Source organism: Agarivorans aestuarii (assembly GCF_019670125.1).
GTDB classification, from domain to species: domain Bacteria; phylum Pseudomonadota; class Gammaproteobacteria; order Enterobacterales; family Celerinatantimonadaceae; genus Agarivorans; species Agarivorans aestuarii.
In genome coordinates this window covers 1,754,443-1,781,109 of record NZ_AP023033.1, presented here as the reverse complement: position 1 = coordinate 1,781,109, position 26,667 = coordinate 1,754,443, and the positions used below count along the sequence as shown (strand labels likewise).

The 26,667-nt window shown below is 45.2% G+C and carries 27 protein-coding genes; 14 read left to right on the top strand and 13 right to left on the bottom strand.

What is annotated here, in order from left to right; all coding sequences use genetic code 11:
• Position 1 precedes the first annotated feature (1 nt).
• Complete coding sequence (guaD, locus tag K5609_RS08320) at positions 2-1,321, top strand: guanine deaminase (RefSeq protein WP_221076750.1); 1,320 nt, start codon at positions 2-4, stop codon at positions 1,319-1,321.
• Entirely contained in the window at positions 1,302-2,501 is a 1,200-nt protein-coding gene (locus K5609_RS08315) for a urate hydroxylase PuuD (RefSeq protein ID WP_221076749.1), read from the top strand. The genes guaD and K5609_RS08315 overlap by 20 nt, the downstream gene beginning before the upstream one ends.
• A 70-nt stretch (positions 2,502-2,571) precedes the next feature.
• Here the strand turns inward: K5609_RS08315 and K5609_RS08310 are convergent, their stop codons facing one another.
• Positions 2,572-3,177, bottom strand: coding sequence for a nitroreductase family protein (locus K5609_RS08310; protein ID WP_221076748.1), 606 nt, complete (start codon positions 3,175-3,177; stop codon positions 2,572-2,574).
• Between the two features lie 281 nt (positions 3,178-3,458).
• Between K5609_RS08310 and K5609_RS08305 the strand changes: the two genes are divergently transcribed.
• On the top strand, positions 3,459-3,956 hold the full coding sequence (locus K5609_RS08305; protein ID WP_221076747.1) for a GNAT family N-acetyltransferase: 498 nt from the start codon (positions 3,459-3,461) through the stop codon (positions 3,954-3,956).
• Between the two features lie 81 nt (positions 3,957-4,037).
• Positions 4,038-4,769: a hypothetical protein gene (locus K5609_RS08300; RefSeq protein WP_221076746.1), complete on the top strand. Its 732-nt coding sequence runs from the start codon at positions 4,038-4,040 to the stop codon at positions 4,767-4,769.
• A gap of 44 nt (positions 4,770-4,813) precedes the next feature.
• Here K5609_RS08300 and K5609_RS08295 read toward each other — a convergent pair whose 3' ends face one another.
• A complete protein-coding gene (locus K5609_RS08295; protein WP_221076745.1) occupies positions 4,814-5,728 on the bottom strand; it encodes a LysR family transcriptional regulator in 915 nt (304 codons plus the stop codon).
• Positions 5,729-5,839: 111 nt separating this feature from the next.
• Here K5609_RS08295 and K5609_RS08290 point away from each other — a divergent pair, with 111 nt between their 5' ends.
• Together K5609_RS08290 and K5609_RS08285 are read left to right on the top strand one after the other, a co-directional pair.
• The gene (locus K5609_RS08290; protein WP_221076744.1) at positions 5,840-6,760 is read left to right on the top strand and encodes a DMT family transporter; all 921 of its coding nucleotides are present in this window, start codon (positions 5,840-5,842) and stop codon (positions 6,758-6,760) included.
• An 81-nt stretch (positions 6,761-6,841) separates the two neighbouring features.
• On the top strand, positions 6,842-7,195 hold the full coding sequence (locus tag K5609_RS08285; protein WP_221076743.1) for a HopJ type III effector protein: 354 nt from the start codon (positions 6,842-6,844) through the stop codon (positions 7,193-7,195).
• 125 nt (positions 7,196-7,320) lie between these two features.
• On the opposite strand, the gene K5609_RS08280 is transcribed toward K5609_RS08285, so the two are convergent.
• The 4 genes from K5609_RS08280 to K5609_RS08270 all read right to left on the bottom strand — a co-directional run bounded on the left by K5609_RS08280 (position 7,321) and on the right by K5609_RS08270 (position 9,496).
• The gene (locus K5609_RS08280; RefSeq protein ID WP_221076742.1) at positions 7,321-7,716 is read right to left on the bottom strand and encodes an ACT domain-containing protein; all 396 of its coding nucleotides are present in this window, start codon (positions 7,714-7,716) and stop codon (positions 7,321-7,323) included.
• Complete coding sequence (locus K5609_RS08275) at positions 7,703-8,278, bottom strand: phosphoribosyltransferase (protein WP_221076741.1); 576 nt, start codon at positions 8,276-8,278, stop codon at positions 7,703-7,705. The genes K5609_RS08280 and K5609_RS08275 overlap by 14 nt, the downstream gene beginning before the upstream one ends.
• Positions 8,279-8,322: 44 nt before the next feature.
• On the bottom strand, positions 8,323-8,460 hold the full coding sequence (locus tag K5609_RS21730; RefSeq protein WP_246611961.1) for a hypothetical protein: 138 nt from the start codon (positions 8,458-8,460) through the stop codon (positions 8,323-8,325).
• 61 nt (positions 8,461-8,521) lie between these two features.
• The gene (locus tag K5609_RS08270; RefSeq protein ID WP_246611960.1) at positions 8,522-9,496 is read right to left on the bottom strand and encodes an MFS transporter; all 975 of its coding nucleotides are present in this window, start codon (positions 9,494-9,496) and stop codon (positions 8,522-8,524) included.
• 156 nt (positions 9,497-9,652) lie between these two features.
• Here K5609_RS08270 and K5609_RS08265 point away from each other — a divergent pair, with 156 nt between their 5' ends.
• Entirely contained in the window at positions 9,653-9,880 is a 228-nt protein-coding gene (locus tag K5609_RS08265) for a hypothetical protein (protein WP_221076740.1), read from the top strand.
• A 30-nt stretch (positions 9,881-9,910) separates the two neighbouring features.
• Here K5609_RS08265 and K5609_RS08260 read toward each other — a convergent pair whose 3' ends face one another.
• The 7 genes from K5609_RS08260 to K5609_RS08230 all read right to left on the bottom strand — a co-directional run bounded on the left by K5609_RS08260 (position 9,911) and on the right by K5609_RS08230 (position 20,042).
• Positions 9,911-10,735: a substrate-binding periplasmic protein gene (locus K5609_RS08260; protein ID WP_221076739.1), complete on the bottom strand. Its 825-nt coding sequence runs from the start codon at positions 10,733-10,735 to the stop codon at positions 9,911-9,913.
• A gap of 186 nt (positions 10,736-10,921) precedes the next feature.
• Complete coding sequence (locus K5609_RS08255) at positions 10,922-14,911, bottom strand: AsmA family protein (RefSeq protein WP_221076738.1); 3,990 nt, start codon at positions 14,909-14,911, stop codon at positions 10,922-10,924.
• Positions 14,912-15,133: 222 nt separating this feature from the next.
• Positions 15,134-16,297, bottom strand: coding sequence for a glycoside hydrolase family 5 protein (locus tag K5609_RS08250; RefSeq protein WP_221076737.1), 1,164 nt, complete (start codon positions 16,295-16,297; stop codon positions 15,134-15,136).
• Positions 16,298-16,539: 242 nt separating this feature from the next.
• Entirely contained in the window at positions 16,540-17,379 is an 840-nt protein-coding gene (fghA, locus tag K5609_RS08245; protein ID WP_221077227.1) for an S-formylglutathione hydrolase, read from the bottom strand.
• Between the two features lie 17 nt (positions 17,380-17,396).
• Positions 17,397-18,524 (bottom strand): S-(hydroxymethyl)glutathione dehydrogenase/class III alcohol dehydrogenase, encoded by a 1,128-nt coding sequence (locus tag K5609_RS08240; RefSeq protein WP_281423339.1) that lies wholly within the window; start codon positions 18,522-18,524, stop codon positions 17,397-17,399.
• A gap of 247 nt (positions 18,525-18,771) precedes the next feature.
• Entirely contained in the window at positions 18,772-19,677 is a 906-nt protein-coding gene (locus K5609_RS08235; RefSeq protein ID WP_221076736.1) for an AraC family transcriptional regulator, read from the bottom strand.
• Positions 19,674-20,042 (bottom strand): DUF5329 family protein, encoded by a 369-nt coding sequence (locus K5609_RS08230; RefSeq protein ID WP_221076735.1) that lies wholly within the window; start codon positions 20,040-20,042, stop codon positions 19,674-19,676. The genes K5609_RS08235 and K5609_RS08230 overlap by 4 nt, the downstream gene beginning before the upstream one ends.
• Before the next feature lie 242 nt (positions 20,043-20,284).
• Between K5609_RS08230 and K5609_RS08225 the strand changes: the two genes are divergently transcribed.
• Genes K5609_RS08225 through K5609_RS08195 form a run of 7 tightly spaced genes read left to right on the top strand, consistent with a single transcriptional unit; the run spans position 20,285 to position 26,590 of the window.
• The gene (locus K5609_RS08225; protein WP_221076734.1) at positions 20,285-23,080 is read left to right on the top strand and encodes a monovalent cation/H+ antiporter subunit A; all 2,796 of its coding nucleotides are present in this window, start codon (positions 20,285-20,287) and stop codon (positions 23,078-23,080) included.
• Positions 23,080-23,433: a Na+/H+ antiporter subunit C gene (locus K5609_RS08220; protein ID WP_163135176.1), complete on the top strand. Its 354-nt coding sequence runs from the start codon at positions 23,080-23,082 to the stop codon at positions 23,431-23,433. The genes K5609_RS08225 and K5609_RS08220 overlap by 1 nt, the downstream gene beginning before the upstream one ends.
• Positions 23,433-24,944, top strand: coding sequence for a monovalent cation/H+ antiporter subunit D (locus K5609_RS08215; protein ID WP_221076733.1), 1,512 nt, complete (start codon positions 23,433-23,435; stop codon positions 24,942-24,944). Before K5609_RS08220 ends, K5609_RS08215 begins: the two co-directional genes overlap by 1 nt.
• Positions 24,941-25,444, top strand: coding sequence for a Na+/H+ antiporter subunit E (locus K5609_RS08210; protein ID WP_246611959.1), 504 nt, complete (start codon positions 24,941-24,943; stop codon positions 25,442-25,444). Before K5609_RS08215 ends, K5609_RS08210 begins: the two co-directional genes overlap by 4 nt.
• On the top strand, positions 25,438-25,707 hold the full coding sequence (locus K5609_RS08205) for a K+/H+ antiporter subunit F (protein WP_221076732.1): 270 nt from the start codon (positions 25,438-25,440) through the stop codon (positions 25,705-25,707). Before K5609_RS08210 ends, K5609_RS08205 begins: the two co-directional genes overlap by 7 nt.
• Before the next feature lie 9 nt (positions 25,708-25,716).
• Positions 25,717-26,082, top strand: a complete 366-nt coding sequence (locus K5609_RS08200; protein ID WP_221076731.1) for a Na+/H+ antiporter subunit G — start codon at positions 25,717-25,719, stop codon at positions 26,080-26,082.
• Complete coding sequence (locus K5609_RS08195) at positions 26,072-26,590, top strand: DUF938 domain-containing protein (protein WP_221076730.1); 519 nt, start codon at positions 26,072-26,074, stop codon at positions 26,588-26,590. The genes K5609_RS08200 and K5609_RS08195 overlap by 11 nt, the downstream gene beginning before the upstream one ends.
• Positions 26,591-26,667 lie beyond the last annotated feature (77 nt).

Sequence of the window (26,667 nt, the reverse complement as noted above, 5' to 3'; positions counted from 1 at the left end):
GATGACGCGACAGTTCCACCGCGGGAGTATTTTACACTTTCCAAAAGCCACTATTGCACCTAGCGATAACTACCAATACTTACATGATGGCATGTTGGTTGTTGAGGATGGTCTTATTCAACACCTTGGGGATGCGCAAGATTACTTACGCAGCAACCCCGAAGTACAAGCGGCTGTTATTCAGCATCATGGCCTAATTATTCCTGGGCTTATCGACAGCCATGTGCACTACCCCCAGGTAGAGATTATTGCCAGCTATGGCAAGCAACTATTGGATTGGTTAAACACTTACACCTTTCCCGCTGAGCAACAATTTGTTGAAGCCGCCTATGCTCGTGCCCAAGCCGAGTTTTTTTTGCAACAACTGTTTGCCCACGGCACCACCACCGCCAGTGTGTATGCCACCGTTCACCCGCAATCGGTAAGCAGCTTTTTTGAGGCGGCAGAAAGCTACAATGCACGAATGATTTGCGGCAAGGTGTTAATGGACAGAAACTGCCCCACCGCCCTGCAAGATAGTGCTGAATCTGGCTATCGAGAGAGCAAGCAACTGCTGGAGCAATGGCACAAAAATGGCCGGCAACTCTACGCGATAACGCCGCGTTTTGCGCCTACCAGCAGCGAAGCACAGCTAGCTAAAGCGGGTCAGCTAGCCAAGGAACACCCAGATAGCTTTATTCAAACCCACTTGTCGGAAAACCCCACCGAAGTACAGTGGATTAACGAACTGTTTCCGGACTACTCTGACTACCTGGCAGTATACGAAGCGCATGACTTGGTGCGCGAACGTTCACTATTTGGCCATGGCATTCATCTTACCGACCGTGAATATTTAGCCTTGGCAAGCTCAGGTGCAACCATTAACTTTTGCCCCTCATCTAACCTGTTTTTAGGCAGCGGTTTATTTAACTACCAACGCGCCCAAGCCAATGGAGTGGCCGTAGCGCTTGCTAGTGATGTAGGCGGTGGCACCAGCTTAAGTATGTTTGCAAACCAAGCCGATGCCTACAAAGTTTGCCAACTGCAACAAGCCAGCTTAAGCCCTTTCGATTCGTTGTATTTATGTACTCAAGGCGCAGCAGTGGCAATGGGTATTGAAAGGCAAGTGGGCAATTTAAATGCAGGCAGCGAAGCCGATTTTATTGAACTAGATATGCACCCCACTCCGATGCTTAGCCAGCGCTTTAATAAAGCCAGCAGCTTAAGTGAGAAATTATTTGCCATTAATACCCTAGGTGATGACCGCGTTATAAACGCCACCTATGTAGCAGGTAAGCAAGTTTACAAAAAAGGACAACACTATGTGGCCACAGCTGTATGAATGGTTAGCCCTCTTTATTAAATGGTTTCATGTCATTGCAGGCATTGCATGGATAGGCGCTAGCTTTTATTTTGTTTGGTTAGATAACAACTTAAAAACGCCGCCAGAATGGAAAAAGCAAAAAGGCATTAAAGGTGATTTGTGGGCGGTGCATGGCGGCGGTTTTTACGAAGTAGCCAAGTACCAAGTAGGCCCAGAAAAAATGCCAGAAAAACTCCATTGGTTTAAATGGGAAGCCTATAGCACTTGGCTTAGCGGCACATTGCTGCTGTTTTGGATGTACTACCTTCGCGCCGATGCCTACCTAATTGATCCACAAGTTATGGCTTTAACCAGCTATCAAGCGATTGGTTTGGGTATTGGCGGCATTGCGCTTGGTTTTGCCATTTATGAGGGTTTACTACGCTCACCCATTGCTAACAAACCTTTGCCTTTAAGCCTTTGTTTAATAGTTATAGGTGCACTGTTTTGTTTTGGTTTTACTCAAGTATTTAGCGGTCGTGGTGCCTTTATCCATATGGGCGCATTAATTGGCACCATTATGGTGGCTAATGTGTGGATCAAGATCATCCCAGGACAGCGACAAATGGTGGCACAAGTTAGCGCTGGCGAGCCCGTTGACCCTGCGCCCAGTCTAGAAGCTAAAAAGCGCTCGGTGCACAATAACTACCTCACCTTGCCAGTCATTTTCTTGATGATTAGTAACCACTATCCAATGATTTATCAGCACAGCCATAGTTGGTTAATCCTCTGTGCGCTGATCGGCTTAAGCGCTTGGATCCGCCACTACTTCAACCTAAAACACCAGGGCGTTCAAAAGCCCAGCATTATTGTCAGCGGCGCTGCAGGTTTGCTGTTACTGGCGGTGTTTTTAAGCTGGAGTAACGCTAATCGCCCTGTGCAGACTCAAGGTCAAATCAACAACGAGCTAAACGCCGAGCAGGGCCAAGTAATGGCAATTATTCAACAGCGCTGTACCACGTGTCACAGCCGCGTGCCTACAGACGACACCTTCACCGCAGCACCTGGAGGGGTAAATTTAGATACTTGGCAAGATGTAGAGCGCTGGAAAGCACGGATTGTAGAACGCTCATTTGTTAGCCAAGATATGCCGTTTTTGAACAAAACCCAAATGACTGATGGCGAACGAAAATTATTTAATCAACATTTAAGCAACTAAAGCGGATTTCAACGGAATATATAACCCAAGCTGTTACAAATACAGCCTGGGTTTATCTCTAACTTTAAGTTTAAACAAAATGGTTATGCATCAACACCTGGTGCATCGCTAATTGTCCCCCACGTACACCTGCCGGTTTAGCCGCTTTGCCAATAGCGATGATCATACCAATCACATGATCTTGAGGCAGGTTAATAACCTCAGCCAATTGGCCAGCATCAAAACCTATCATTGGGCAAGTATCGTAACCCAAGCCTTTCGCTGCTAGCATTAAGGTTTGGGCTGCCATGCCGCACGAGCGCATCGCTTCATCACGTTGCAACTGGTCTTTGCCGTGATAAAAACTAGCTAACATGTCTACCAATACACCTTGCACTTTGGCGTCTACATTTTGCCAATAACGTTCTGGTTGCTTGGCCCAGGCTTGAGTATCGGCACATAATACCAACAACTCCGAAGCTTCGGCCACTTGTGGTTGCCCCCAAGCAGCTTGGCTAACTTGCTCGCGCACTTCCGCATTACTAACCCTCACAAAGCGCCAATGCTGAATGTTGTAAGAGGTTGGCGATAACAACACCGCTTCCATCATTTTCTGGAAATCCCGTTCACTCATTTGCTCGCTTGAATCAAAATGTTTAACGGCGCGGCGTTGCTCAATGGCTGTAAATAGTTCCATGGTTGTTCCTTAAGCTTTATAGATAATTAATTTGCTAAAACTTAAGACTTTGACTTAAGTTGCCACCAGCTTAATTCCACGGCGTTTAAATGATAATCCCGCTTTTACAAAAGAAACTGTTGAGTAAAACTACACAATATACTTAGAAAAACGCTTTAGGGGTCCCTTATCATCAACAAAAATTGTGAGCAATAACTGGAATATTGATTAGCCTTTAGCAAAAATAATTGGCTAAAATACTTAGGTTTCTAGCGACTTTTCAGCAAGCTAAGGTAAAAGGTGTGAACCAAGAACTGTATATAAGAAAACCCGAGCGCAGCGATTTAGAAGAGCTAAGCGAGTGCTATCAAAACAGTGAGATATTTCATCGCCCTTGGAGCTATCCGCCAAAAAATGTGCGTGCTTATTTAGAAGAAGAACACCGCTATTTTGTTTGCCTGCAAGCAACGGGTGAAATAGTGGGTACCTTCAATATCTCGTCGATCATCCGAGGTCATTTTCAATCAGCCTACCTTAGTTACGAAGTATTTCATCCCCACCAAGCCCATGGCTATATGCGAACAGGCATCCGTTTAGTATTAAAAGAAGCCTTCGAAGAACTCAATCTGCATCGCTTAGAGGCCAATATCCAACCAGGTAATAAAGCCTCAATAGCATTAGTGGCAAAAGCCGGATTTGTTAAAGAAGGGCTATCCAAAAACTACTTAAACATTGGTGGTAAAGGATGGAAAGACCACGAACGCTGGGCGATTATTAATCCTAAATGGCGAAGCGAATAAACCGCACAAGCACTGAAAATACCAATATTTATCCTGCTTGGTCTAAGATCTAGAGAGCCTTACAAATAACTAGGTTTTAGCATGAGCATCATTAGCAATATTTTGAGTAATACCTCTCTTTGGGAGCTTATGGTACTAGCAGCAGTGATTTACATTGCGACTCAACCAGAGCTGCGTAAGCGAATCACTAAGCTCAAATTTGGCCAGTTTGAACTAGAGCTACAAACCCTAAAACAAGAAGTGGAGAAAGGTAAAGAAAAGATTGTTGAACTAGAGTCTGAGATCGAAAACGATAGGCGCCAGTTCGACGATATTCTGCAAAACTTTGACCCTCATGCCCCGGTTAGCCAACTAGCTGAAGCTAGGCAAGCCATCATCGCCGAAGCGCGTAATTTATCGGAAACAGACTCTCTTGCAGACTATCTTCGCTTAAGTGCTTCAGCAGAAGAGCTTTACGTAGCCGCGGTAAGCATTAGGGAAAAAAGGCCGGTATCTATGCTGCCAGGTTTGATCCGCTTTTTAGATGAACTAGCGAGTGATAGCCAGCTCGGAGGATTTAGGTTAAACACTATCTGGACTTTAACCAGCGGTCTGCATCGTACGCTAATTGCCTGTATTCGCGATGGCATAACACCGATGCCAGACCAACAAACCCTAGCTTACGCCCAACAAGTACTGCTTAAACTAAACAATCACCCTAAAGTAAGGGCCGATCGCCCAGATGCGCCACTAAAGGGCATACAAGGCCCAATTAAACATGCGCAAACTTGGCTAGATAAAGCGATAACTGGGGCTAATAACAGCGAGCTGTAATGAGCTCAGAGCTCACCGCAAAGCGAGAGTAAAACGCTCAGCCTTTAGCTGGGCTTAAGCTCCCAATATGGCTGTTCTGCAGCTAAGTGCTCTATGGCAAAATCGACAAAAGCTCTCACCTTGGCAGGCAAAAACTGACGCTCTGAAAACACTGCGTAAATGCTTTGGTTTGGCATTTGGTATTGGTCTAGTAGCTTAATTAGACGCCCCGCTACAATATCTGGCCCAGCCACAAAAGTGGGTAAGCGCCCAATACCTAATCCTTGCAACATGGCTTCGCGCAAAGCTTCACTATTATTCACTCGATAATTGCCTTTTACGTCTATTGATTGTGATTGCCCATCACGCATAAATGTCCATTCTTTTACATCACGAGAATAGCTAAACTGCAGACAATTGTGGGCGGCTAATTGTTCAATGGTTTGCGGTATACCATGTTGCTTTAAATAGTCTGGAGAGGCGCATAACACGCTTTTTAATGGGGCAAGTTTACGAACAATCAATGATGAATCGGGCAAGTTTCCAGCTCTTATTGCTACGTCAAAACCTTCGGCGACCAAGTCGACAACTTTGTCGTCCATCACCATATCAATAGTAATTTTGGGATAACGCTGTAAAAATTTGGCTATCAGTGGTGCGATATGTAAACGGCCAAAAGACATAGGCGTATTGATGCGCAGCAAACCTTGTGGCTCCCCTTGCAGTTGGGCAACCGCATCTTGGGCATCTTTTGCGGCATTATTGGCTTTTGCCGCATGCTCAAAATAATGCTTACCCGCTTCGGTTAAACTCAGTTTACGGGTAGTACGGTGCAGTAATTTAACCCCAAGTTGCTGTTCGAGTAGATTGATCCGCTTACTTACTGCCGATTTGGAGATCCCCAAACTACGCGCTGCAGGCGAAAACCCACCATGTTCAACTACTGCTACAAATACAGGAATTGCTGCAAATCCGTCCATGCGCTCACCACTGTCAACTTAATCTCAACAGTTATTATCAAAATAGAGGGATTATCAGTCAATATAAATATTATTACACTGGCGGCATGACTGAATAACGCGGTATTTGCCATGCTAAACCCAAGCTACACTCACACTAAGCCAAGCTTAAACAACAGCCATTTAGCGACTCATGGCTTGATGCTGCTAATGGTTACGCTAGTCGCTAGCTCTTTCCCAGTCGGCGCTGCGATTACCCACGCATTACCTCCAGTAGTGATGATGTTTTTGCGCTTCCTCACTGCGGCTTTGTTATTTGCCCCCTATGTGTTTTACAAAAACGGATTGACGCTACCTTCGCGTAACACCTTATTGGGATACGCATTACTTAGCTTGCCTTTGGTGGTATTTTTTTGGTGTATGTTTGAAGCGCTGCGCCATACCAGCGCGTTAAACACCGGTGCTTTATATACAACATTGCCTGCCATTACCGCCCTTACTAGCTTTTTTATCCTAGACCAAGCCATAAAACTACAGAGAGCGGTAGGTTTAACAATGGGTACTTTGGGCGCTTTATGGATTGTATTTCGCGGTGATGTTAATGCGCTATTTGCATTAACGCTAAATCAAGGAGACTTGCTGTTTTTGCTCGGCTGTATCGCTTTAAGTATTTATAACCCCTTAATGAAAAAGCTTTACCAAGGCGAGCCACAAGAGCTAATGACATTTTGGGTCTTAACATTTGGCAGCCTGTTTTTGTTGCTGCTTTCACTCACCAGCTTAAATGAGATTAATTGGTTAGCAGTCCCCCTAAAAGCTTATGCTGGCATTGGCTATTTAGCCTTGTTCACCACCCTAACTACCTTCTTCTTGCTGCAAATAGGTACGGTGCGCCTTGGCCCCACCAAAGTGGCAGCCTACAGTTACTTAACGCCTCTATTGGTTTTAGTGCTTACGGTAAGTATGGGGTTTGAGCAACTATCATGGAGATTATTGCCTGGCGCAATACTGGTGTTTTTTGCAATGCTAATTATTCAAAATGACAATAGTTAAAACAGATGATTTTTTCTTGACCCGAGGCAATATTCTCAAATAAGGTAAGCGCGAATAAATCAATACTACAGGACGTAACTCATGGCACAGGCAGATATCGCTAACTTTGTTGAAGTTCTTACTAAAGATCCCGATCAAATTCGCTTTGAAGATAGTATGAAAATTATTGATGCAAACTACGAGTTCACGCCAAGTGCATTTAGCAACGGCAAGCAACACAATGCCGAAGGTGAAAACTCAGGTTCATGCAAAGTATTTGCTTTTGGTCAATTAAACGGATTAAGCAAACAACAAGCCCTAGCCTTGTTTGGTCAATACTACCAAGATGTATTGTCTACGCCATACAGTGACGACCACCAAAATATTCGCCAGTTTATTAAAAACGGTTGGGATGGCATTAGCTTCAGCCAACCAGCGCTAAGCGCCAAAGCCTAAAACATCAAAAGCCGCTAAGAGCGGCTTTTGATTTGCTTCAGCAAACTCTAATCTTAATTAAAACAAGCACGTCTTAGCTCTGTACTCTCAAACCTCTGTTTATTCACACAAGCCAGTTATTCGAGCTAAACAGCGAACTCTTGTAGCGCTAACATTGCTGCTGACGCCTTGCTAGATTGAACAAAAATATGGTCGTGATAGTAAGCTGCTATAACATTAGCACTTATGCCTTTTGAAGCGAGCTTAGTGGAAACTGCAGCGGTTAAACCCACCGCATCTAAACTGGAATGCACCGTGAGAGTAATTTGGCTGTAACTGCCCTCAAACAATAAACCAGCGCTTTCGGCCACTGCTTTTTTAAGCACAAGCGTTAAACCTTCCGACTCGATAAAAGACGCTACGGGTTCCAGCTCAATATATTGGCCCATGTTTCCTTTAACGCTACAAAACACATATTCAGCCTCAAGCAGTTTGGGCTGCATTGAAGCCAATAGTTCATCCAAATCGCTAATTCCTGCCATGCTGGTTATCTCCAGATATTGCTAAGCCTTGTTTGTCCAAAGTATTAAGTTTAGAAATATAAGGCAGGTTTCTATACAGATTGTTCCAAGGCAAGCCGTAACCCACGAGTAAATCATCGTTGTCCATTTCAAATGCGTAATGCTGTTCTGCGGTAATAGTTACCCTGCTAGGTTTCACTAATAAACAGGCCACTGCTAAGCTTTTGGGGGCATAGTGCTTAGATAAATGAGCAATTAAGCGCTGCATGGTGCCTCCCGACTCGATGGCATCGTCGATAACAATCACATGTTGATTCTCGATGTTGATGTTTTGCTGGTACTCGATATTGGAATCGTTATTTCTACTACCCGGGGTATGTGGGCAAGATATATAGTCGATGGCTAGGTCAAGATCTAACTGGCGCACTAAGTCGGCGGTAAATAACATCCCGCCCGGCACTACGCTTATAACCACCAGCGATTCACCTAGGTATTTTTGGTTAAGCTGCTTGGCTACCGCGCTTACTCCTTGGCTTATCTGCTGCGAACTAAATACTAGTTCACCAATATCTTCGTTTGCCATTTCCCACTCCGCACTGTTAATTATTAAACCAGTTTAGCTTGTGGCTAGTGGCCATGTTGTGATTTTGGCCAATGCTTAAGGCGTTCGGTACTAAACAGCATTAGAGCGCTAAACACTAACAAGGCGATTGGCAACACAACAAAGGAACTAGAAGCTGCCAGCAGCCCAATAAACGGTGGCATTAGGGTTGTACCTACGTAAGCGCAAGCCATCGACAAACCAATAATCGCCTGCGATGCATGCTTAACAAAAACGTTGCGGCGTTAGGTGGATTGTATTTGGGTAGATTGGCGCACAGCCAAAACCTATCAACATTAAGCCAATTTTCGCCAGCATTGCCCCGCCAGGAATAAGCAACAATACAACACCAACCAATATGCTTAGCACTCCAGCGCGCACCAGTTTGTCTTCCGCTATTCGCTCAGAGACAAAACCACAAATAAAGCGCCCCAGGGTAATGCCCAAGAAATACATGGCTGTCCAAAAGGCTGCATTAGCGGCACTCACTTGTTGCTTACTGATCAGATAACTAGCTGCCCACAAGCCGGTTCCTGCCTCTAAAGAACAATAGCAAAAGAAGGTAAGTAGCTGCAGTTTAACGCCTTTTATTGTTACGGCATTGCGATTACTTATAGGCGCGGGCTGTTCTCCACCAGCCGCCAAACTCTCGCTGGTTGCCCGCTTCCACAGCGGCAGTGCTAAAAGCAACACCGCCACTAAGGCAAATTGAATATAGGAAATGGTGGCATAACCTTCGCGCCAGCCTTGCAGTTGGCTTAAATACAGCGCCATGATTAATGGCCCAGCTGTTGCGCCTACACCCCAAAAAGAGTGCAGATAGTTCATGTGTTTTGCTTTGTAGTTTATCGCGACAAAGTTATTTAAGGCTGCGTCTACTGCCCCTGCACCCAAGCCAAGAGGCACAGCTAGCAGCACTAGTACCCATGGATTTAGGCTTAAGCTAAACCCGAACAATGCTAATGCGGTCATTAGTACACTAAAGGCAACCACCTTACCGGTACCAAAGCGATGGGTCACTCGGGTGGATAACAAGCTCGACACCACGGTTCCCGCGCTCACCACAATAGATATAACACCAGCAAACTCAAGGCTGGCATTTAAGTCGCCACGCATGATTGGCCAGGAAGAGCCCAATAACGAATCAGGTAAGCCCAGGCTAATAAAGGCCAGATAAATAATCGCCAACAGCAATAGCATTTCAGTTACTCACTAGACAAGAACGATGAACATCAAAACAAATGAACAATACTCTTCACTACGATTGCTTAATAGCGATTTTCTCTCCTAAAATACAACAAAACTCCCAAATAATGATGAAAGGCAATTTATTGCTCTTCAAATCGAGGCGAAGGCATGAATACTTACAAGATTCACTTTTTTAATTCTGCCGGATATCGAGACAATGAAATCATCTGCACAAATTTTCAGATTGAAGAGCAGAACAATAGCTTGGTGGTCTTAGATGAAGGTAATGTTGTTGGTAAGGTAGAAATGGTTGAACAGCTAATTAATGACACTCGAGGTTGGCAAGAAGCCAACACCGCTGTTAGCGCAGAAAAAATTTCAAGCAAAGATAACTAAGCTCAATAGCTCGGCCCAGTAACTTAGCGCTTAGTTACGCGGTTCCACACCAAAATTAGATTGCTGTAACAACCACGCTTGCATGTGTTTGTCGAATAAACGTTCGAAGGTATTAAACTTAGTCAGCTGGGTAACCCGCTCGCTTAAGTGCCGCCTTAACTCCTCACTATTACAGCCTGACTTTTTAGAAAAGGTGAAATATAAACCTTCTACAGATATGGGATTGTCTAAAGGTACCACTTGAGATTTTAGGCCTGCAGATTCCAAAATGGTTAAACCTTGATAGAGCTCGTAAAGCACATAGTCGAAGCGATCGGCTAACAACATAGCGAAGGAGCGTTCTGCCGAAGCACTACTTAGGATCTTCAAATTGGCTTTGGCGTAAGTATCAAAGTCTTGTCCAAAACTATTGTTAACCAGTGTGCCTCCGCGGCGGTCTAATAAGTCTTCCCATTTTTGATAACTAAATTCGTTACCTTTTTTGGTCCAAACAACACTGGGAACGTCAGTAAACTGCGGCACAATGTAGTCCATGTATTCTTGTCGCTCATTGGTTAGAAAGGCGCCCGCTAACATATCTATTTCACCATGTTTGGCTTCTTGCAATGCTCTTGCCCATACGCCTCGATCCCGAGCGTCAACACTAATCTCGGTATCCATTAAGGCTAATTCGAGTAGCTCGACAGCAATGCCAGTGAGCTTGCCGGGGTTATTTTGGTCTCGCCACAAAATGGGCGGATATTCGGCGTTCCCGGTAACCACCAAGCGATTACAAATAGTTATGTCTGAGGCAGCTACCTGCAGAGAACAGCTTAATGCAGCAATCAAGAGTAGGGTTTTGATTAGAGAGGGCATTTTGTGCTTCCTTAAATACCAGCTGTCTTTAAGATTAGCGCGAAGCATCGACTTATCAAGCTAACTTAGGCCTAAGCAACTGAAAGGTTTGCATTTAGTGAGCAAACTCCAATTTGGCTCATAAATAATTGTCACTCAGCGCTTTTTCAACTAGCTAATCCCCCTGCCTAACTCTAGCGCAGAAAATTAGTTTGCTATATCTACCTGTTTAGCTTGCTGCCAAGCTTGACGGCACAGTTCACTGCCATCGGCATCAAGCGGCGCTTCCACTATCCAACGCAGCGGCGACACAACTGGACTGGTAACAAAGCGAATGGTAGTGCCAATTAAGCCGCCACTTACGATACCAATTTTAAAATCTTCAAAACTTCCGGTGACTTGTACCGGCGTCGATAAGCCAAATATTTGGGCGCGCTTAGCTTTAGGCCGCAGCACCATTTTTACTTGTTGTTGCTTAAAGTCCACTTCGGTTTCACCTAGTACTCGTATGCGTGAGGTATCAGCTAACAGTACGTTTTGAACCAATTTACCGTTATCACTATCAAAGGCGGCAACCACGCAATTAAGTACCGATTTATCGGAATCATCTAGTTCGGGAACTACAGCACTAGCCAGACTTACCGCCCATAAGTCCATAATGCCGGCTTCAAATTCTTTAGGCCAAACCGCAAAACCTACCTTACCGTTGGCACTCTCTAACCATTGCTCAAGCTGTTCAAACTCACTGTTTACATCTAGATGTAGACTAAAACTGCCACGCATCTCGGTATCGGGTTTTATCCGTCTGGCTAACAGGCCGTAATCAAAATTCTCTATCTCTGCTTTAAGCTGGCTGTAAAATCCAGAGCCTGTAGCGCTTAACTCGCCATTAATATCAATCTCACCTCCCGGTAGAGCTAACCACAAAGGCGCCAAGCGCAAGCTGCCATCGTGTAACTGCCAATGCAATTTGCCCTCGCCTAACCAATCTTTACCAGATTTAACCCGCTCAACATCTAAAGAAAAATTGGCGTTTAAACGCTGGAACACAGCTTGACTCAACAAAGGCTGAGCGACATCGTTTGAGCCAACTTGATTTTGCTCCTCAGCATTACTTTGCGTTTGTTCAGCTGGCAAAGCTGCGCGTTGCTCAAGCCCTTGCCAATCTCCCGTTTTAAAATCATCTAACTGAATATTATTGGCACTAATCGCAATATCGAGTTGGGGCTTTACGTTTACGGTACTTAAGTTAGCTAAGCCTGTGAGCTCGCTATTTGCTACCGCTAACAGCATGTTATTAATAGCGTAGCCTTGCTCGTTTATCTGCAATTCACCGGCTAGTTTTATCGGGCCAAATGGCGGTAGCTGAACACCATGTAAGCTGTCTAACTGACTTAAACTAGGGCTAGTGAGCTGCATTGCAAGGCTCAAATTATTAAGCGACACCGGGCGCGGCAGTGTGGCCTTAGCTTGTAAGTTAACTTGGTTCACATCCAAGCTAAGCTTGAGAGGTAGCTCGCTCGGTTTTTGAGTAAATTCAGCCAAGCTTAGCGTGCTTAGTTGTACATTCAGGGGCAGTTGTTTTAGCTCGCCCTTTAAGGCTAAGACCAAAGGCTTTTTAGGGCTAGCGCTTAAACTGCCTTCATCTAGTTCAATTCTTGCGCTGGCTTGAGTATTTGGGTCAACTAAATCCCAATAGCCACCGATGAGCTTTGCAGAAAGTGTAGTGCTTGCTAATAGCTGCGCCACATCATCTCCCTGCAAAGACAAATCCAGCTCGGCACGGTCTAAAGCAAGGTTAGCTTGCTCGGCAATATTAAGTTGTTTAAGCAATTGCGCGATGTTGGGTTGCTCGCTAGCAATACTAAAATCTAGCTTAAGTGGTGAGCTACGTAAATCGAGTGTCGCATTGCCGGCTATTTTGCTCTGGGCAAACTCTCCGCTAAATGGCGCTTGCTGTAGCCAGCCATCACGTGCTGAGGCTTGCAATTCTAGGTTTTCAAATTGATGTTCTCCTAGCAATAACTCTTCAATACTAATCGCAAGATCAGCATCATGAATAGCAAAGCCTTGCGGTAATATGGGCACACGAATATCAATAGTGGCCTTTTCGCTAAGCGGCTTCGCAGCTGTTTTGTCTTCTGATTTGGGTTTATTAGGCTCACTGGGCATCAAGTCCATTAATTGAGCCAAGTGGATGCCTTGCCAAGCTGACTCGAGGCTTACTAGACCTTGCTCGGTTTTACTTTTATCCCAGCTGGCTTGAATCGTGCCCTTACTATCTGCTATTTGCAGCTGGCCAACCTTGAGTGAAGATTTTCCTTGTTGGGCCTGCATGGCTAGCTCAAGCTTAAGTGGCCCTTGAGCCTTGCTATCTACACCTAACCAAGGCGCTAACAAACCAATACGTGGAGAATTTGCATTTAACTGTAGACTTGCTCCCTGCTGCCACACGCCACTAGGTAGTTCTCCATTTAAGTTTAGCTCTATTGCGGGCGAGTCTAGCTGCATGCGCACTTGCCACGCTTGTTGATTGAGCATTGCTCTTAGAGGGCTGGTATGGATAAGCGCGTTGACCGGAATATCCAGTAGTACACCGTCAAGGTTTAGCTCGAGCTCACTGTCTAAACTGGCATGTAAATTAGCACTTTTAATATCGAATTTAGTACCTGCCGGCAGGCTCATACGGCTGTCTTCAATTTTGTAGTTAAACTGGCTACTGGCTAACAACTGTGTCACATCACTACCGGTGGCACTAATGCGCAGAACCGAGCGACCAATGCTTCCAGTACTGCCGGCTAACAATGGAATACGGCTAGCCAGCTTATCTAGTGGCGACTTTTGTGCCACCAAACGCATTGATGTATTTAAGCTGTCGTCTTCTACACTGGCTTTAAGGTTGCCGCGAAAGCGAATCTCATCAACCACTGCGCGCAGCGGTGCTTTTAGTTGTTCACCCTCTACTTTTAAACCTAAGCTAACCGATGATACCTCTAACGGCAGCCCTAGTATTTTGCCAATGCTTAAAGATAAATCGGCATCGGCTTGATTTAACCAGTAGCGGACTATCTGCAACAACGGTAAGGCTTCTGCTTCTTGAACTTGCGCGGCAGCGGGCTTATTTGGCTTCGGCTGGGTGGGAGTATCAACTAAAGGTTCTTCTGAAGACTGATTCGTCTCAACGCTGGGAAGCCAAACGCCTAAATCAATTTGGTTTATTTCTAAGTTGCCATTAATAGCGACTGGCTGGTGCCCGGTAAGTGCCAGCTCACCAGAAAGTTGGCTACTCCCCAAAGTAGCCGAAATTGGCGATAAACTATAGCTACCAGGTTTACCATCAAAACGGGTCGCCAATTTAATGGGTGCAATATGCGATAAATTTTCGCCTAGCAATCGGGCAATCGAATCGGCATTTTGCCAATCAAGTTTCAGCTCCAAATAGCTGTTTATTTCTTTTTGCGGCGCCAACTGGCCTGACAGGCCAAAACTAGCGTCTGCCACCTGCATATTAAGTTGAACGTCGCCGGCTCGCCCCTGCAATAAGGGCTCTAACTGCCAGGTTGAATCTAAGGAGTAACGCTCATCTAACATGCTGCCTTTGGCTGTCATCGCCAAGGTCTCGCTATCTAAGGAGGTTAGTTTTAACTCTTCTAGCTGCCAGCTGAGTACCGCCTCTGCGGCTTGGTCGGCATAGCTAATTCTGGCGTCGCTTATCAGGATTTGGTCTTCAATCTCGAAACTATAATTAGTGCCTTGCCAGGTAAAATCATTGCTGGTTTCTTGCTCACTAGATTCTGCGGCAGCCGCTGCAGTGCTCTGCTCTGGCGCGCCGCTAGCAAACTGCCAATTATTCTCGCCGGCAACATTTCTTATCAAGTCAAGATAAAAGCCATCTAGCAGTATTTGCTCAATTTCTAAGTGCTGCCTTAATAAGGGTAATACTTGAACTTGCGCGCTGGCTTTACGCACTTGGGCAAAGCTTTGTTCTCCAAAGCTACGAGGGTTAGCAATATGGATGTTTTCCACGGTAATAGCGGGACGAAAAGACAATTCAAGTTGAATATTGCCCTCAATACGTACATCGCGCTGCAGCTGCTCACTAAGTATCTTAGTCACCAGTTGGCGGCTGTCGCCAATTTCTACTTTTAAGCCCACCAACAAGATAACAAGGGGGAGCAGCAGAATTGCAACTAACACGGTAAAACCAATTAGACTTCGCTTCAGCCAGGGCTTAATTTTCATCACTACTATCACAGTTTTAACAGTTAATAGGCTACTAGGACGTTAGCTAATAGCTTGAATTTAATATTGATATTGTAAACCTACTAACAAACTATAGTGTTTGATTAGCAATAAGATAATAGCCAGTGCGGAAATATTTAGCGCTAGCAAGGATTAGCTAGCGCTGAAAGGGAGTCACTACAGTGAAGTGGGAATTAAACCTTCAATAAGGGCTGGTCGCCAAGCACCGGCTTCAGGGTCGTAAGCACCAAAGCCAGAAGCGTATTCCCAATATGCCCAACTTATATTGCGCTTTTCTGCTTCGCGAGAAATAAACGCTGTCCAGGCACGTTGATGGTCGGGATCAGAATGCAGTGAATACACGCCATATTCTCCCATGAAGATCTCAAAGCCTCGCCCTGCTTGTTCATTCCAAGCCGTTACCCTGTCGAACAAATCAATCAAGGGTTGTTGGTCTGAAGCAGTACCTAACCATGGTGTGCCAATCCAATCATTAGAACCCGATACCCAATCGGCGCCTTGGTGAGTAAAGTGGAACGGTTCGTAATAGTGAACGGTAATAATAGTGTTGTCGGAGTTAACACTGCTAGGTAATTGCAATTGGGTTAAGCCATCGGGGTGTCCCCAATTAGCGGTGCCAATCATAATAGTACGCTGCTCACTACCATTGTTTTGCTGATCGGCCATAGTGGTCCAAATCAACTGCGTTAGGCGAGCAATGATGTCATTCCAATCATCGTAGTCAATGGTGCCATTTGGCTCATTAAGTAGCTCAAATACCACTTGCTCTTGGCCATACTCACTTAACGGGAATTCTTCACTGATTTGTTGCCAGACCCCCACTAAGCGACGTATATGGTTCTCTTGCATGTTCTCGCCGTCGTTCATCATTTCTTCATAGTGATGAACGTTAAGCACGACTTGCAGATTTTCAGCCAAGCTCCAATTGACCACTTGCTTAACTCGGGCCATGAAGCTGGCGTCTATTTGATAAGGAGAAGATTCAGCTGCATGATTTGACCAACGTACTGGAATGCGCACGGTTTTAAAGCCTGCATCGGCGATTATTTGTAAGTCCTCTTGTACCAACAATCGACCACCGGTCCACTCTCCTTCGTTGGGCGCTTCTAGGTAATTTCCTAGGTTGAGGCCACGACCTAGTTGAGTTTGGTTAAGCCCACCACTGGCATTCCAACCATAAACATCGGCGTAATAAGCACTATCTAGCTCTACCTGCGCATCGCTGGCTGCTCCTGTTGAACTGCCACCGCCACAGGCTGCAAGCAAAATACCGCTAACGAGTATGACACTACCTTGAAGACTTTTTTTAATCACTTCCATGCTTAACCTTTTCAACTACGTCTCATCACAAGCTATCAGGCTAAAATAAGTCATTAGCTAAACCTAGCCAAAACCTAAAGTAGTTGATCAGAATTTGTAGACTCTCACACTAAAAATCTTCAAATGAATGAAGTGGTGAATTTGTTTCAAATAAAACATGAAGCATTGCGAAAAAGATAAAAACAAAACCCGCTATGTTTTAGCGGGCTAAAGGGTCCACATAGACTAATAAAAGTAAGTAGTTAGAAGTATTTATAATGAAAACGCAGATGATCTTCAATGAAGCTAGCTATGAAGAAATAGCTATGGTCGTAGCCTTGCTGCATTCTAAAGTTGATGGCGTAATTAAGCTGTTTGGCGGCATCAACCAAGGTTTCTGGCTTCAACTGCTCAGCAAGAAAATTGTCATCACTGCCTTGGTCAATCAACAATGGCAGCCGCTGCTCCGGCGTGAGCTGTTTAATCAGTAAGCTACTGTCATGCTCTTGCCACGCTTGTTGATCACTGCCCAAATACGCAGTAAAGGCTTTTTCCCCCCAAGGACAAGTAGTGGGCTGACAGATTGGGCTAAACGCCGACACCGATGAAAAACGCTCAGGATTTTTAAAGGCGATAGATAAAGCGCCATGTCCGCCCATCGAGTGACCGGCAATCGCCCGCTGCTGGGTAACGGGGAAATGCTGCTCCAATAAAACGGGCAATTCCTCACTTATGTAACGATACATTTGGTAATGCTTTGCCCAAGGCTGCTGCGTAGCATTAATATAAAACCCAGCACCCAAACCTAAATCGTAAGCACCTTCTGGGTCATCGGCTACACCTTCACCTCGCGGGCTGGTATCTGGGGCCACAATGGCCATACCTAGTTCGGCAGCCACTTTAAATGCCCCAGCTTTTTGCATGAAGTTCTCGTCACTACAAGTTAAGCCAGACAGCCAATACAATAATGGTACGGGCTGTTCAGCAGTGGCTTGCGGTGGCAAATACACCGCAAAAGTCATCTCACACTGGGTAGATTCTGCCTGGTGAGAGTAGCGCTGATGCAAGCCGCCAAACACTTTGTTACTGGCGAGTAATTGAATAGTCATCAACGGCTACCTTAATAGTGAATTACGCTACGAATACTTTTGCCTTGATGCATCAAATCAAATGCTTCATTGATTTTGTCTAAGCTCATGGTGTGAGTAATAAAGTCGCTAAGCTTAAATTCTCCTGCCATATAACGCTCTACATAATCGGGCAACTCGCTGCGCCCTTTTACCCCACCAAAGGCTGAGCCGCGCCAAACTCTGCCGGTCACTAATTGAAAAGGTCGAGTACTAATCTCTTCACCAGCACCCGCTACACCAATAATCACCGACTCTCCCCAGCCCTTATGGCAGCATTCTAAGGCCGAGCGCATCACGTTTACGTTACCAATACATTCAAACGAGAAATCTACGCCACCATCGGTGAGCTCAACGATATAGTCTTGAATTGGCTTGTCGATGGTTTGTGGGTTAATGCAGTCGGTAGCGCCCAGTTGCTTGGCTAGCTCAAATTTAGATTCATTAATATCAATGGCTATAATGCGTGAAGCCTTTTCCATTGCTGCGCCAATGACGGCAGAGAGGCCAATTCCACCCAAGCCAAAAATGGCAACCGTATCGCCGGATTGTACTTTGGCAGTTTTTGTCACCGCGCCCATGCCGGTGGTGACTCCGCAGCCCAATAAGCAAACTTCTTTTAGATCTGCACTGGGGTTAATTTTTGCTAAAGATATCTCGGGTAAAACGGTGTATTCGCTAAAGGTTGAGCAGCCCATATAATGAAAAATCGGTTTACCGTCTTTGTAAAAACGAGAAGTGCCATCGGGCATTAAGCCCTGACCTTGGGTGGCTCTAATCTTCTGGCAAAGATTGGTTTTTCCAGACAAGCAAAACTTACACTCGCCGCATTCCGGGGTATACAGTGGAATAACATGATCGCCCACTTTAACCGAGTTAACCCCCTCGCCCACTTGTTCAACAATGCCGCCACCCTCATGACCGAGAATACAAGGGAATACCCCCTCTGAATCGGCACCCGATAAGGTGTATGCATCGGTGTGGCAAACCCCAGTGGCAACAATTTTCACCAGAACCTCGCCTTTTTTAGGCGGCATAACATCAACGGTTTCTACTGAAAGCGGCTGATTAGGCGCCCAAGCGATGGCCGCACGAGACTTAATAAAATTGCTGGTATCCATAACAATCCTTAGGCAATAAAAAACGAATTTACACTAGCTGCTGTTTAGTAGCCTAAGCAAAATAACTCAACAAAAGCTATCGCTACAGCACACATCAACTAATCATTACCAGAGCATAGCAGAGCCGGAACAACTAGCCGCTATGTTTTAAAAGGACTTTTGGGAGGGAATAAAAAGGCAGCCCAAGTGGGCTGCAAAAAACAAAATGAACTCGATCACACGGTAAGCAGCATAACGCTGCGAGTACTTATAGTTTTACTGAGGTACAAAAACTAACATCAGCATGATGAGAGCTTTGATCGTAGCTATGGTAAAACTCAAAACATGGGCGGTTATCTACTGTTAGCTCTGCTTCTACTACTTGGGTCATCAGCTGTTGCCAGTAAAGCCCATATTGAGACGTATCGGTAACCAGTTTGCGCATACTCGCATACGTACCTGCTGGTAAAGTTTGCAGCTCTATGCCTGCTGGCGGAATAAGGTCTTTTGGCACAGCCAAACATACGTCGGTGCGACACTTTTCTGCTGGGGTAAGCTCAGGGTTATCGTGATAGATAAAAATACTATCGCCTTCTGCTAAACCCAGCGGTCCAGCCCAGCCATAAAGTCGCTCGCTGGCAGCAGCATACCCTTCGCCATAGGGGCCAGTTACCCGAATGTAAGCCAAAGTTTTTTCTTCGAAATGTTCAGTTTTCATGGTTTCACTCCTTGTTTGATGTTCATCTTCATCATATTGGGAGTTAGCACTTAAAGCGTGTCCATTGTTGCGTAACAGGTGTCCAATCTTGCTGTCTCTTAACAACTGATTGTAATGTTCCATGCTTTCGCAGTTTCTCACCTCACTTGGGCTTAAGGCAAAATAACCACGAAAAGCCTTCGCTAAAGCTTGAGAACTTGAAAAACCAAAATCTAAGGCCACTTTGGTTACCGCTTCTTTATGAAAGAACAATTGGGTAGCAGCTTTTTCTAGCTTTAAGCGGCGAATAAAATCGGCTGGCGTTTCCCCGGTTACCGCTTTAAAAACGCGATGAAAATAATAGGGCGACAAATGCGCCAGTTCTGCCACTTCGTTTAAATTTAGGTTCTTGTCGTAGTTTTTTTCTAAGTAGCGAATCACCGGCACAAATTTACGCTGATAATTGGTTTTGCTCATTGCGCTCCCTGCTGTTGATCGTAGCTGGCGAGTTGCTGATAAAGCCAAAGCGAAGAATCTACTTGCTGGCCGTCAGTAAAACGAATTTGGTAGGGTTTGCCACTAAAGGAAGACTTACTGGCCAGCTTGTCGATGAACATTTCAGCGGTCCAAGTTTCTTTGTCTGGAGCAAACCAGCTGTTTTGCGCTCGCTTTAACTTCATTCTTAAGTGCTCACCAGCTTGCTTAGCATTATGTTCGGAACCATTGCGAATAAAGGTGAGGTCAGCTTGTTCAATAGCTTGCAATAGGGCTTCAATGCGTTGCTGTTGTTTTGGCCAATTAGTGCTAGTGTTTGATTCTGCATAGATAAGTTGACTAAACATGCAAAAGCTTAAAAAAACGACACTTAAAAAATGCTTGCGTGAGAACACCTAAAATCATCCTTTTGAGTGTGGACTTTCGCCTAGTCTATGTCTCATCACCACTAAGCTCAAGAAACAAAATAAGCAGGCTTAATCAAGGGGTAACTTTCCTTAACTAGTGTAAACTAAGCATGGATATTCATTCGAATAATGACTATGATTTTTCATAAATACCAAACAATTAGCTGACGGAGCTGCATTAAATGCACTATTTTTGGGTACCGTTTTTACCCATGCTGGGAATCATTGTTCCTTTGCTAACCAACAAATTCAACCGAAGTACCTGTGCACTGGCAACTGCCTTACTCCCCGCACTTGCACTGGCCTTGATTTTGTTCGACATGCCAGCAGTACTGGATGGCCAATTTTTCACCCAAAGTATCGCTTGGATCCCACAGCTAGGGCTTAACCTATCTTTTCGCCTTGATGGCTTGTCTGTATTATTCAGCTTACTGATACTAGGCATTGGCTTGTTGGTCATTTTATATGCTCGCTACTACTTGAGCGAAAATGACCATATGGGACGCTTTTACTGCTACCTGATCATGTTTATGACTGCCATGCTCGGCATTGTTATGTCTAACAACATGTTGCAGCTATGGTTCTTCTGGGAATTAACCAGTATCAGCTCTTTTTTACTGATTGGTTTTTGGTCTCATAGCAGTGACGCAAGAAAAGGTGCTCGCATGGCGCTAACCATTACTGGCGCGGGCGGATTAGCTCTGTTGGGTGGCATAGTGCTGCTAGGCCAAGTAGTTGGCAGCTATGAGCTGGATGTGGTGTTAAACAGTGGTGAACTCGTTAAACAACATCCCTACTACTTTGCCATTCTTGCTTTGTTCTTGTTAGGCGCCTTTACTAAATCGGCCCAGTTCCCCTTCCATTTTTGGCTCCCCCACGCCATGGCAGCGCCTACTCCAGTAAGCGCTTATCTGCACTCTGCTACCATGGTTAAAGCCGGTATTTTCTTACTGGCGCGTTTTTACCCGGTACTTGCTGGCACAGAAACTTGGTTTGCTGTGGTATCAATGACCGGTTTGTTTACCTTGTTATTGGGTGCATACACCGCGCTGTTTAAGCATGATTTAAAAGGTTTGCTGGCCTACTCAACCATTAGCCACTTAGGTTTAATTGTATTGCTGTTGGGCTTAAATACTCAACTGGCGGCCATTGCAGCAGTATTCCATATTATTAACCACGCCATTTTTAAAGCCTCTTTGTTTATGGCTGCTGGGATTATTGATCATGAGTCCGGTTCACGTGATATGCGCAAACTGAACGGTTTATGGAAATACATGCCCATTACCGCCACTTTGGCGATGGTGGCCTCGGCCTCAATGGCAGGTGTGCCCTTACTTAATGGCTTTTTGTCTAAAGAAATGTTTTTTGCCGAAACTCTGGACCAAAGCATTTTAGGCTCACTGTCTTGGCTTATTCCAGTGCTCGCCACTATTGGTGGTGCCTTTGCGGTAGCTTACTCGTTACGCTTTATTCACGATGTGTTTTTCAATGGCGAACCTAAAGGCTTAACCAAAACACCGCATGAACCACCGCGTTACATGCGGGTGCCGGTCGAAATCTTGGTAGCCTTATGTTTAATTGTAGGTATCTTCCCTAACTTCACCATTGGGCCACTGCTAGACAGTGCTTCACTGGCTGTATTGAACCACCCCTTACCCGAATTTAGTTTAGCTCTTTGGCACGGTTTCAACATTCCATTGTTGATGAGTGGTTTAGCCATCGCAGGTGGCTTGGCGATTTACTTAAACCGCAAGCCACTATTTAGATTTGAAGGCTTGTTCCCCGCCCTTGATGCCAAGCTGATATTTGAAGGCGTTATTCAACGCTGTGTGGCTTGGGCGCAAAAAGCTAATGCTTATTTAGAATCGGGCTCACTGCAGCGCTACGCATTTTGGTTATGCTTTTTTGCCTTAGCCTTAACTGCACCACCACTATTAGACTTGGAAACAACCAAAGGTAGTTTACCCACTACACCACTTAATGGCGCAGTAATCGTAGCCGCTATATTGTTAATAGCTGGTTCACTGGCCACCATAATATGGAGCCACTACCGGATGATAGCGCTGCTAATGCTGTCGTTAGTGGGTTTAGTGGTATCAATTACTTTTGCTTACTTCTCGGCACCAGATCTTGCTTTAACCCAGCTGTCGGTAGAAGTGGTAACGGTGATTTTACTGCTGTTGGCTTTGTACTTCTTCCCGCAACATACTCCCACCAGCAAGAGCCGCCCCAGTCACTTTGTGCGTGACTTAGCCTTGGCTTCAGCAATTGGTTGTATCGTTGGCAGTATTTGTTTTGCTCTGCTGACTCATCCGCTCGACAGCATTTCCGATTTCTTCATTGCCAACGCTAAAACTGGCGGCGGTGGCACTAATGTCGTTAACGTTATTTTGGTAGATTTTCGTGGATTTGATACCTTCGGCGAAATTACCGTGCTCGGTATTGCAGCTTTAGGCATCTATAAACTGATTGCCCGCATGCGCCTATCGATGCGCACTAAGGATCACGAGGGTCGCTTATGGGCTACTGATAAGTACCCGGTTCTGCTTTCAGTTGTTTCACAAAGCTTACTGCCGCTATTCTTATTAGTTTCTGCCTACATATTTATGCGTGGACACAACCTACCTGGCGGTGGCTTTATTGCAGGTCTAATCACCGCTATTGCGCTGATTCAACAATATTTGGCCCACGGCGTGGATTGGATGAGTAAACGAGTTAGCGTGAGTTATCACTACTTTATTGCGATTGGTTTGGTGATGGCTGCTATTACCGGTTTAGGTAGTTGGGCCTTTGGCCGCCCATTCTTAACCTCTTGGTTTGATTACTTTTCATTACCATGGATTGGCAAGTTTGAACTTACCAGTGCCTTGGTCTTTGACCTAGGTGTTTACCTAACGGTGATCGGTGCCACCCTATTGATTTTGGCCAACTTAGGCAAACTCACCACCAAAGAACGACTCACCGTAGGAGAAAGATAATGGAAGTAGTCTACTCAGTGTGTGTCGGCTTTATGACTGCCTGTGGCATCTTTTTGATGCTACGTGGGCACACTTTTACCCTTGTTATAGGATTAACCTTGCTGTCTTACGCAGTTAACTTATTTTTGTTTGCCAGTGGCGGACTTACGATTGGCGCTCCAGCCGTATTAGATGGCAGCGGCAATTACGCTGATCCTTTGCCTCAAGCCTTGGTGTTAACCGCCATTGTTATTGGTTTTGCAATGACCGCCTTTGCGGTGATTTTAGCAATGCGAGGGCGTGCCGATTTAGGTAATGACCACGTTGACGGAGAAGAACCTATTGACCGTTTAGCGCGGGAGGAAAAAGCCTAATGAGCTTGTTTGATCATTTAGTTATTTTCCCCATTCTTATCCCATTTTTTGTAGGTGTGATATTACTGTTCCCTAGCCTTAGCGGCTCATTGGAAAAGCAACGCATTTTCACTATATCAGCCAACCTGTTAATGGTTATTGTGGCAATTTCTTTGCTAATTAAGGTTCAACAGGATGGCATTCAAATGTATGCCTTAGGCGATTGGTCGGCACCTTTTGGTATTGTGTTGGTGGCAGATGCTTTCTCAGCTTTGATGATTGCCCTAAGCGCTTTACTAGGCCTAACGGTGATTTTGTATGCCAGTGCGGGGGAAGACAAAAGTGGTGCATTCTTTCATCCACTAATCATGTTTCAGCTAATGGGCATTAACGGCGCATTTCTAACCGGTGATGCCTTCAACCTGTTTGTATTTTTTGAAGTACTGCTGATTGCGTCATACTCCTTAATGATTCATGGCGGCGGTAAACAGAAAATTCAGGCCAACATCCATTATGTGTTTTTAAACTTAATTGGCTCATCTCTATTCTTGTTTGCCTTAGGTACCTTATACGGCACCTTAGGAACGCTTAACTTTGCAGACATGGCTGACAAAATTCCGCTTTTATCAGATAGCGAGCAGCTAATTACTAAGTCGGGTGCGTTGTTATTGCTTGCAGTGTTTGGCTTAAAAGCTGCCATGCTACCACTGCACTTTTGGCTGCCAAAGGCTTACTCAAGCACAAGCGCCTCGGTGGCAGCCTTATTTGCCATTATGACCAAGGTAGGCATCTACAGTATTTGGCGAGTTCACGGAGTCATGTTTGGTGACCAAGCTGGCGAGCTGGCTAACATTGCGCTTCCATGGTTGTGGCCCATTGCCTTGTTGACTATCGCTATCGGTGCTATCTCTGTATTAGCTAGCCAAAGCCTAAGAGTGCTTTGTAGCAACTTGGTGATTGTGTCGGTGGGAACCTTATTAGTGACCATTAGCCTAAACAGTGTTCAAGCCAGCACTGCGGGGATTTACTATTTAGTACACAGTACCATTGCCTGCGCAGCGATGTTTTTACTGGCAGGGCTTATACAGCAGCAGCGAGGTAAAGCGGAAGACCGCTTCGTAACGGCCAGAGCCATGCCACAATCGGCTAAGTTAGGCTTTGTTTTTGCACTGCTAGCGATAGGTCTAATCGGCATGCCGCCCTTATCGGGCTTTGTCGGCAAAGCACTAATTTTGCAATCGGTGACTGATGCTAAACAAATGACATGGGTTTGGTCACTGATTCTAGTAGCTGGATTGATTTCACTAATAGCTCTATCACGCGCGGGAACATCATTGTTCTGGCGCACTAGTGGCGAGAATACCAGTGCCTTACAAGGACACCCGATTCAGTATCTAGCCATTGGTATTTTGGTTGGTCTACTGCCCTTAATGGTGCTATTTGGTGGCCCACTCACCGACTATGCTCAGCTAGCCGCAGAGCAACTAAATAATGGCTTAAGCTTGCAGCAACTTAATGAGGTAGCCAAATGATAAAAACACAAAAGAAATTTGTTTGGTTCCCTACTCCTTACCACAGTTTATTGTTGTGGTTAGTATGGCAAATCCTTCATGAATTTAGCCGTGGCCATATGGTTTTAGGTGCGGTGTTTGCCATCGTGATCCCTTGGATTGTCGCGCCACTTAGCGAGGAAGAACCGATCGCTAAAAACCCACTTAAAGTTGTGACTTATATGCTGCGCTTACTGGTGGATATTGTGGTATCAAATTTTGATGTTGCTAAACGAGTATTGCAAAGTAATAAAAAGCTTAAGCCCGCTTTTATTGCTGTGCCCATCTCCTTTAGTGAGCCGCTACCCTTAACCATTTTTACCAGCAGCGTGTCACTCACTCCAGGTACCTGCAGTGTAGAGTTGTCTGATGATAGAAATTGGCTTTATGTGCATGTGCTTCATTTAGATGACGAACAAGAACTAATAACACAGATAAAACAGCGCTATGAAGCCCCACTCAAGGAGATTTTTAAATGTTAATGTATGCCACTCTCTTTGCCAGCGGTTTAATTTGTATCGCCTTAGCATTAAACGCCTGGCGCTTAATTATAGGGCCAACCGCGCCAGACCGAATTATTGCGGTAGATACTATGTACATCAACAGCATCGCCTTAATTATATTGTTAGGCCTCTACCAAGGTTCTGTCAGCTACTACGAGAGTGCACTGCTGATTGCACTACTAGGTTTTGTAAGCACCGCGGCGTTTTGTAAATACTTACTCCGTGGCGATATCATCGAATAGGACCAACAGATGACCAGTTTATTAGAAGTAATTGTCAGTGTTTTACTTGTACTTGGTGCAACTATTATGTTGATTGGCTCTATTGGTTTAGCAAAATTGCCAGACTTTTTCACCCGTTTACACGCCCCCACTAAGGCGAGCACCCTCGGTGTAGGCTGCATTTTAATTGCATCGATGGTCTACTTTAGTGTTGAGCTGGGTAGATTGAGCTTGAAGGAAATATTGATCACCATGTTTCTGCTTATCACCGCGCCCATTGCTGCCCACATGTTAGCCAAAGCGGGCTTGCACTATAAAGTGAAGCTAAAAGCCAATACCCAAAAGCAACACCTAAGCGAAAAAGCCTATTTACATCAAAACCCTGATGACCAATAAGCAGCATCCGCCAGCCTTTTTCAATCGTGCTGCCGATAACAACAAACAAGCAATACTTGAACAACTTAAACCAAGGCTGCAAGACGCTCGCCGCTTGCTTGAGATAGGTTCTGGCACGGGGCAGCACGCAGCTTATGTTGCTAAAGCCCTACCTCACCTTTATTGGCAGTGCTCAGATCAACAAGCCGATACAGCTGCCATAGAGTATTGGCAAAAGCAGATGGAGCTCACTGAGCAACCACAGCCGCTGAACTATCAAGTAGGAAAGGATAATTGGCCATTTGCCTGTGACACTGTGTACACAGCCAATACTGCCCACATAATGTCTCAAGAGCTTGTAGAGCTTATGTACTTAGATATTGGTAAGCACTTCCCCCCTAAAGGGCAACTATTTCACTATGGGCCATTTAGACTAGCTAGTGAATACAGCAGTGAGAGTAATAGAGAGTTTGATTTAATGTTGCAAGCACAAGGCTATGGTGGCTTGCGCGACATCGAGCAACTATAGGCCTGGGCAGGCCTAAACAGATTAAAACTGAAAGAACGTATCGCAATGCCGACTAACAACCTTTTGTTAGTGTGGCA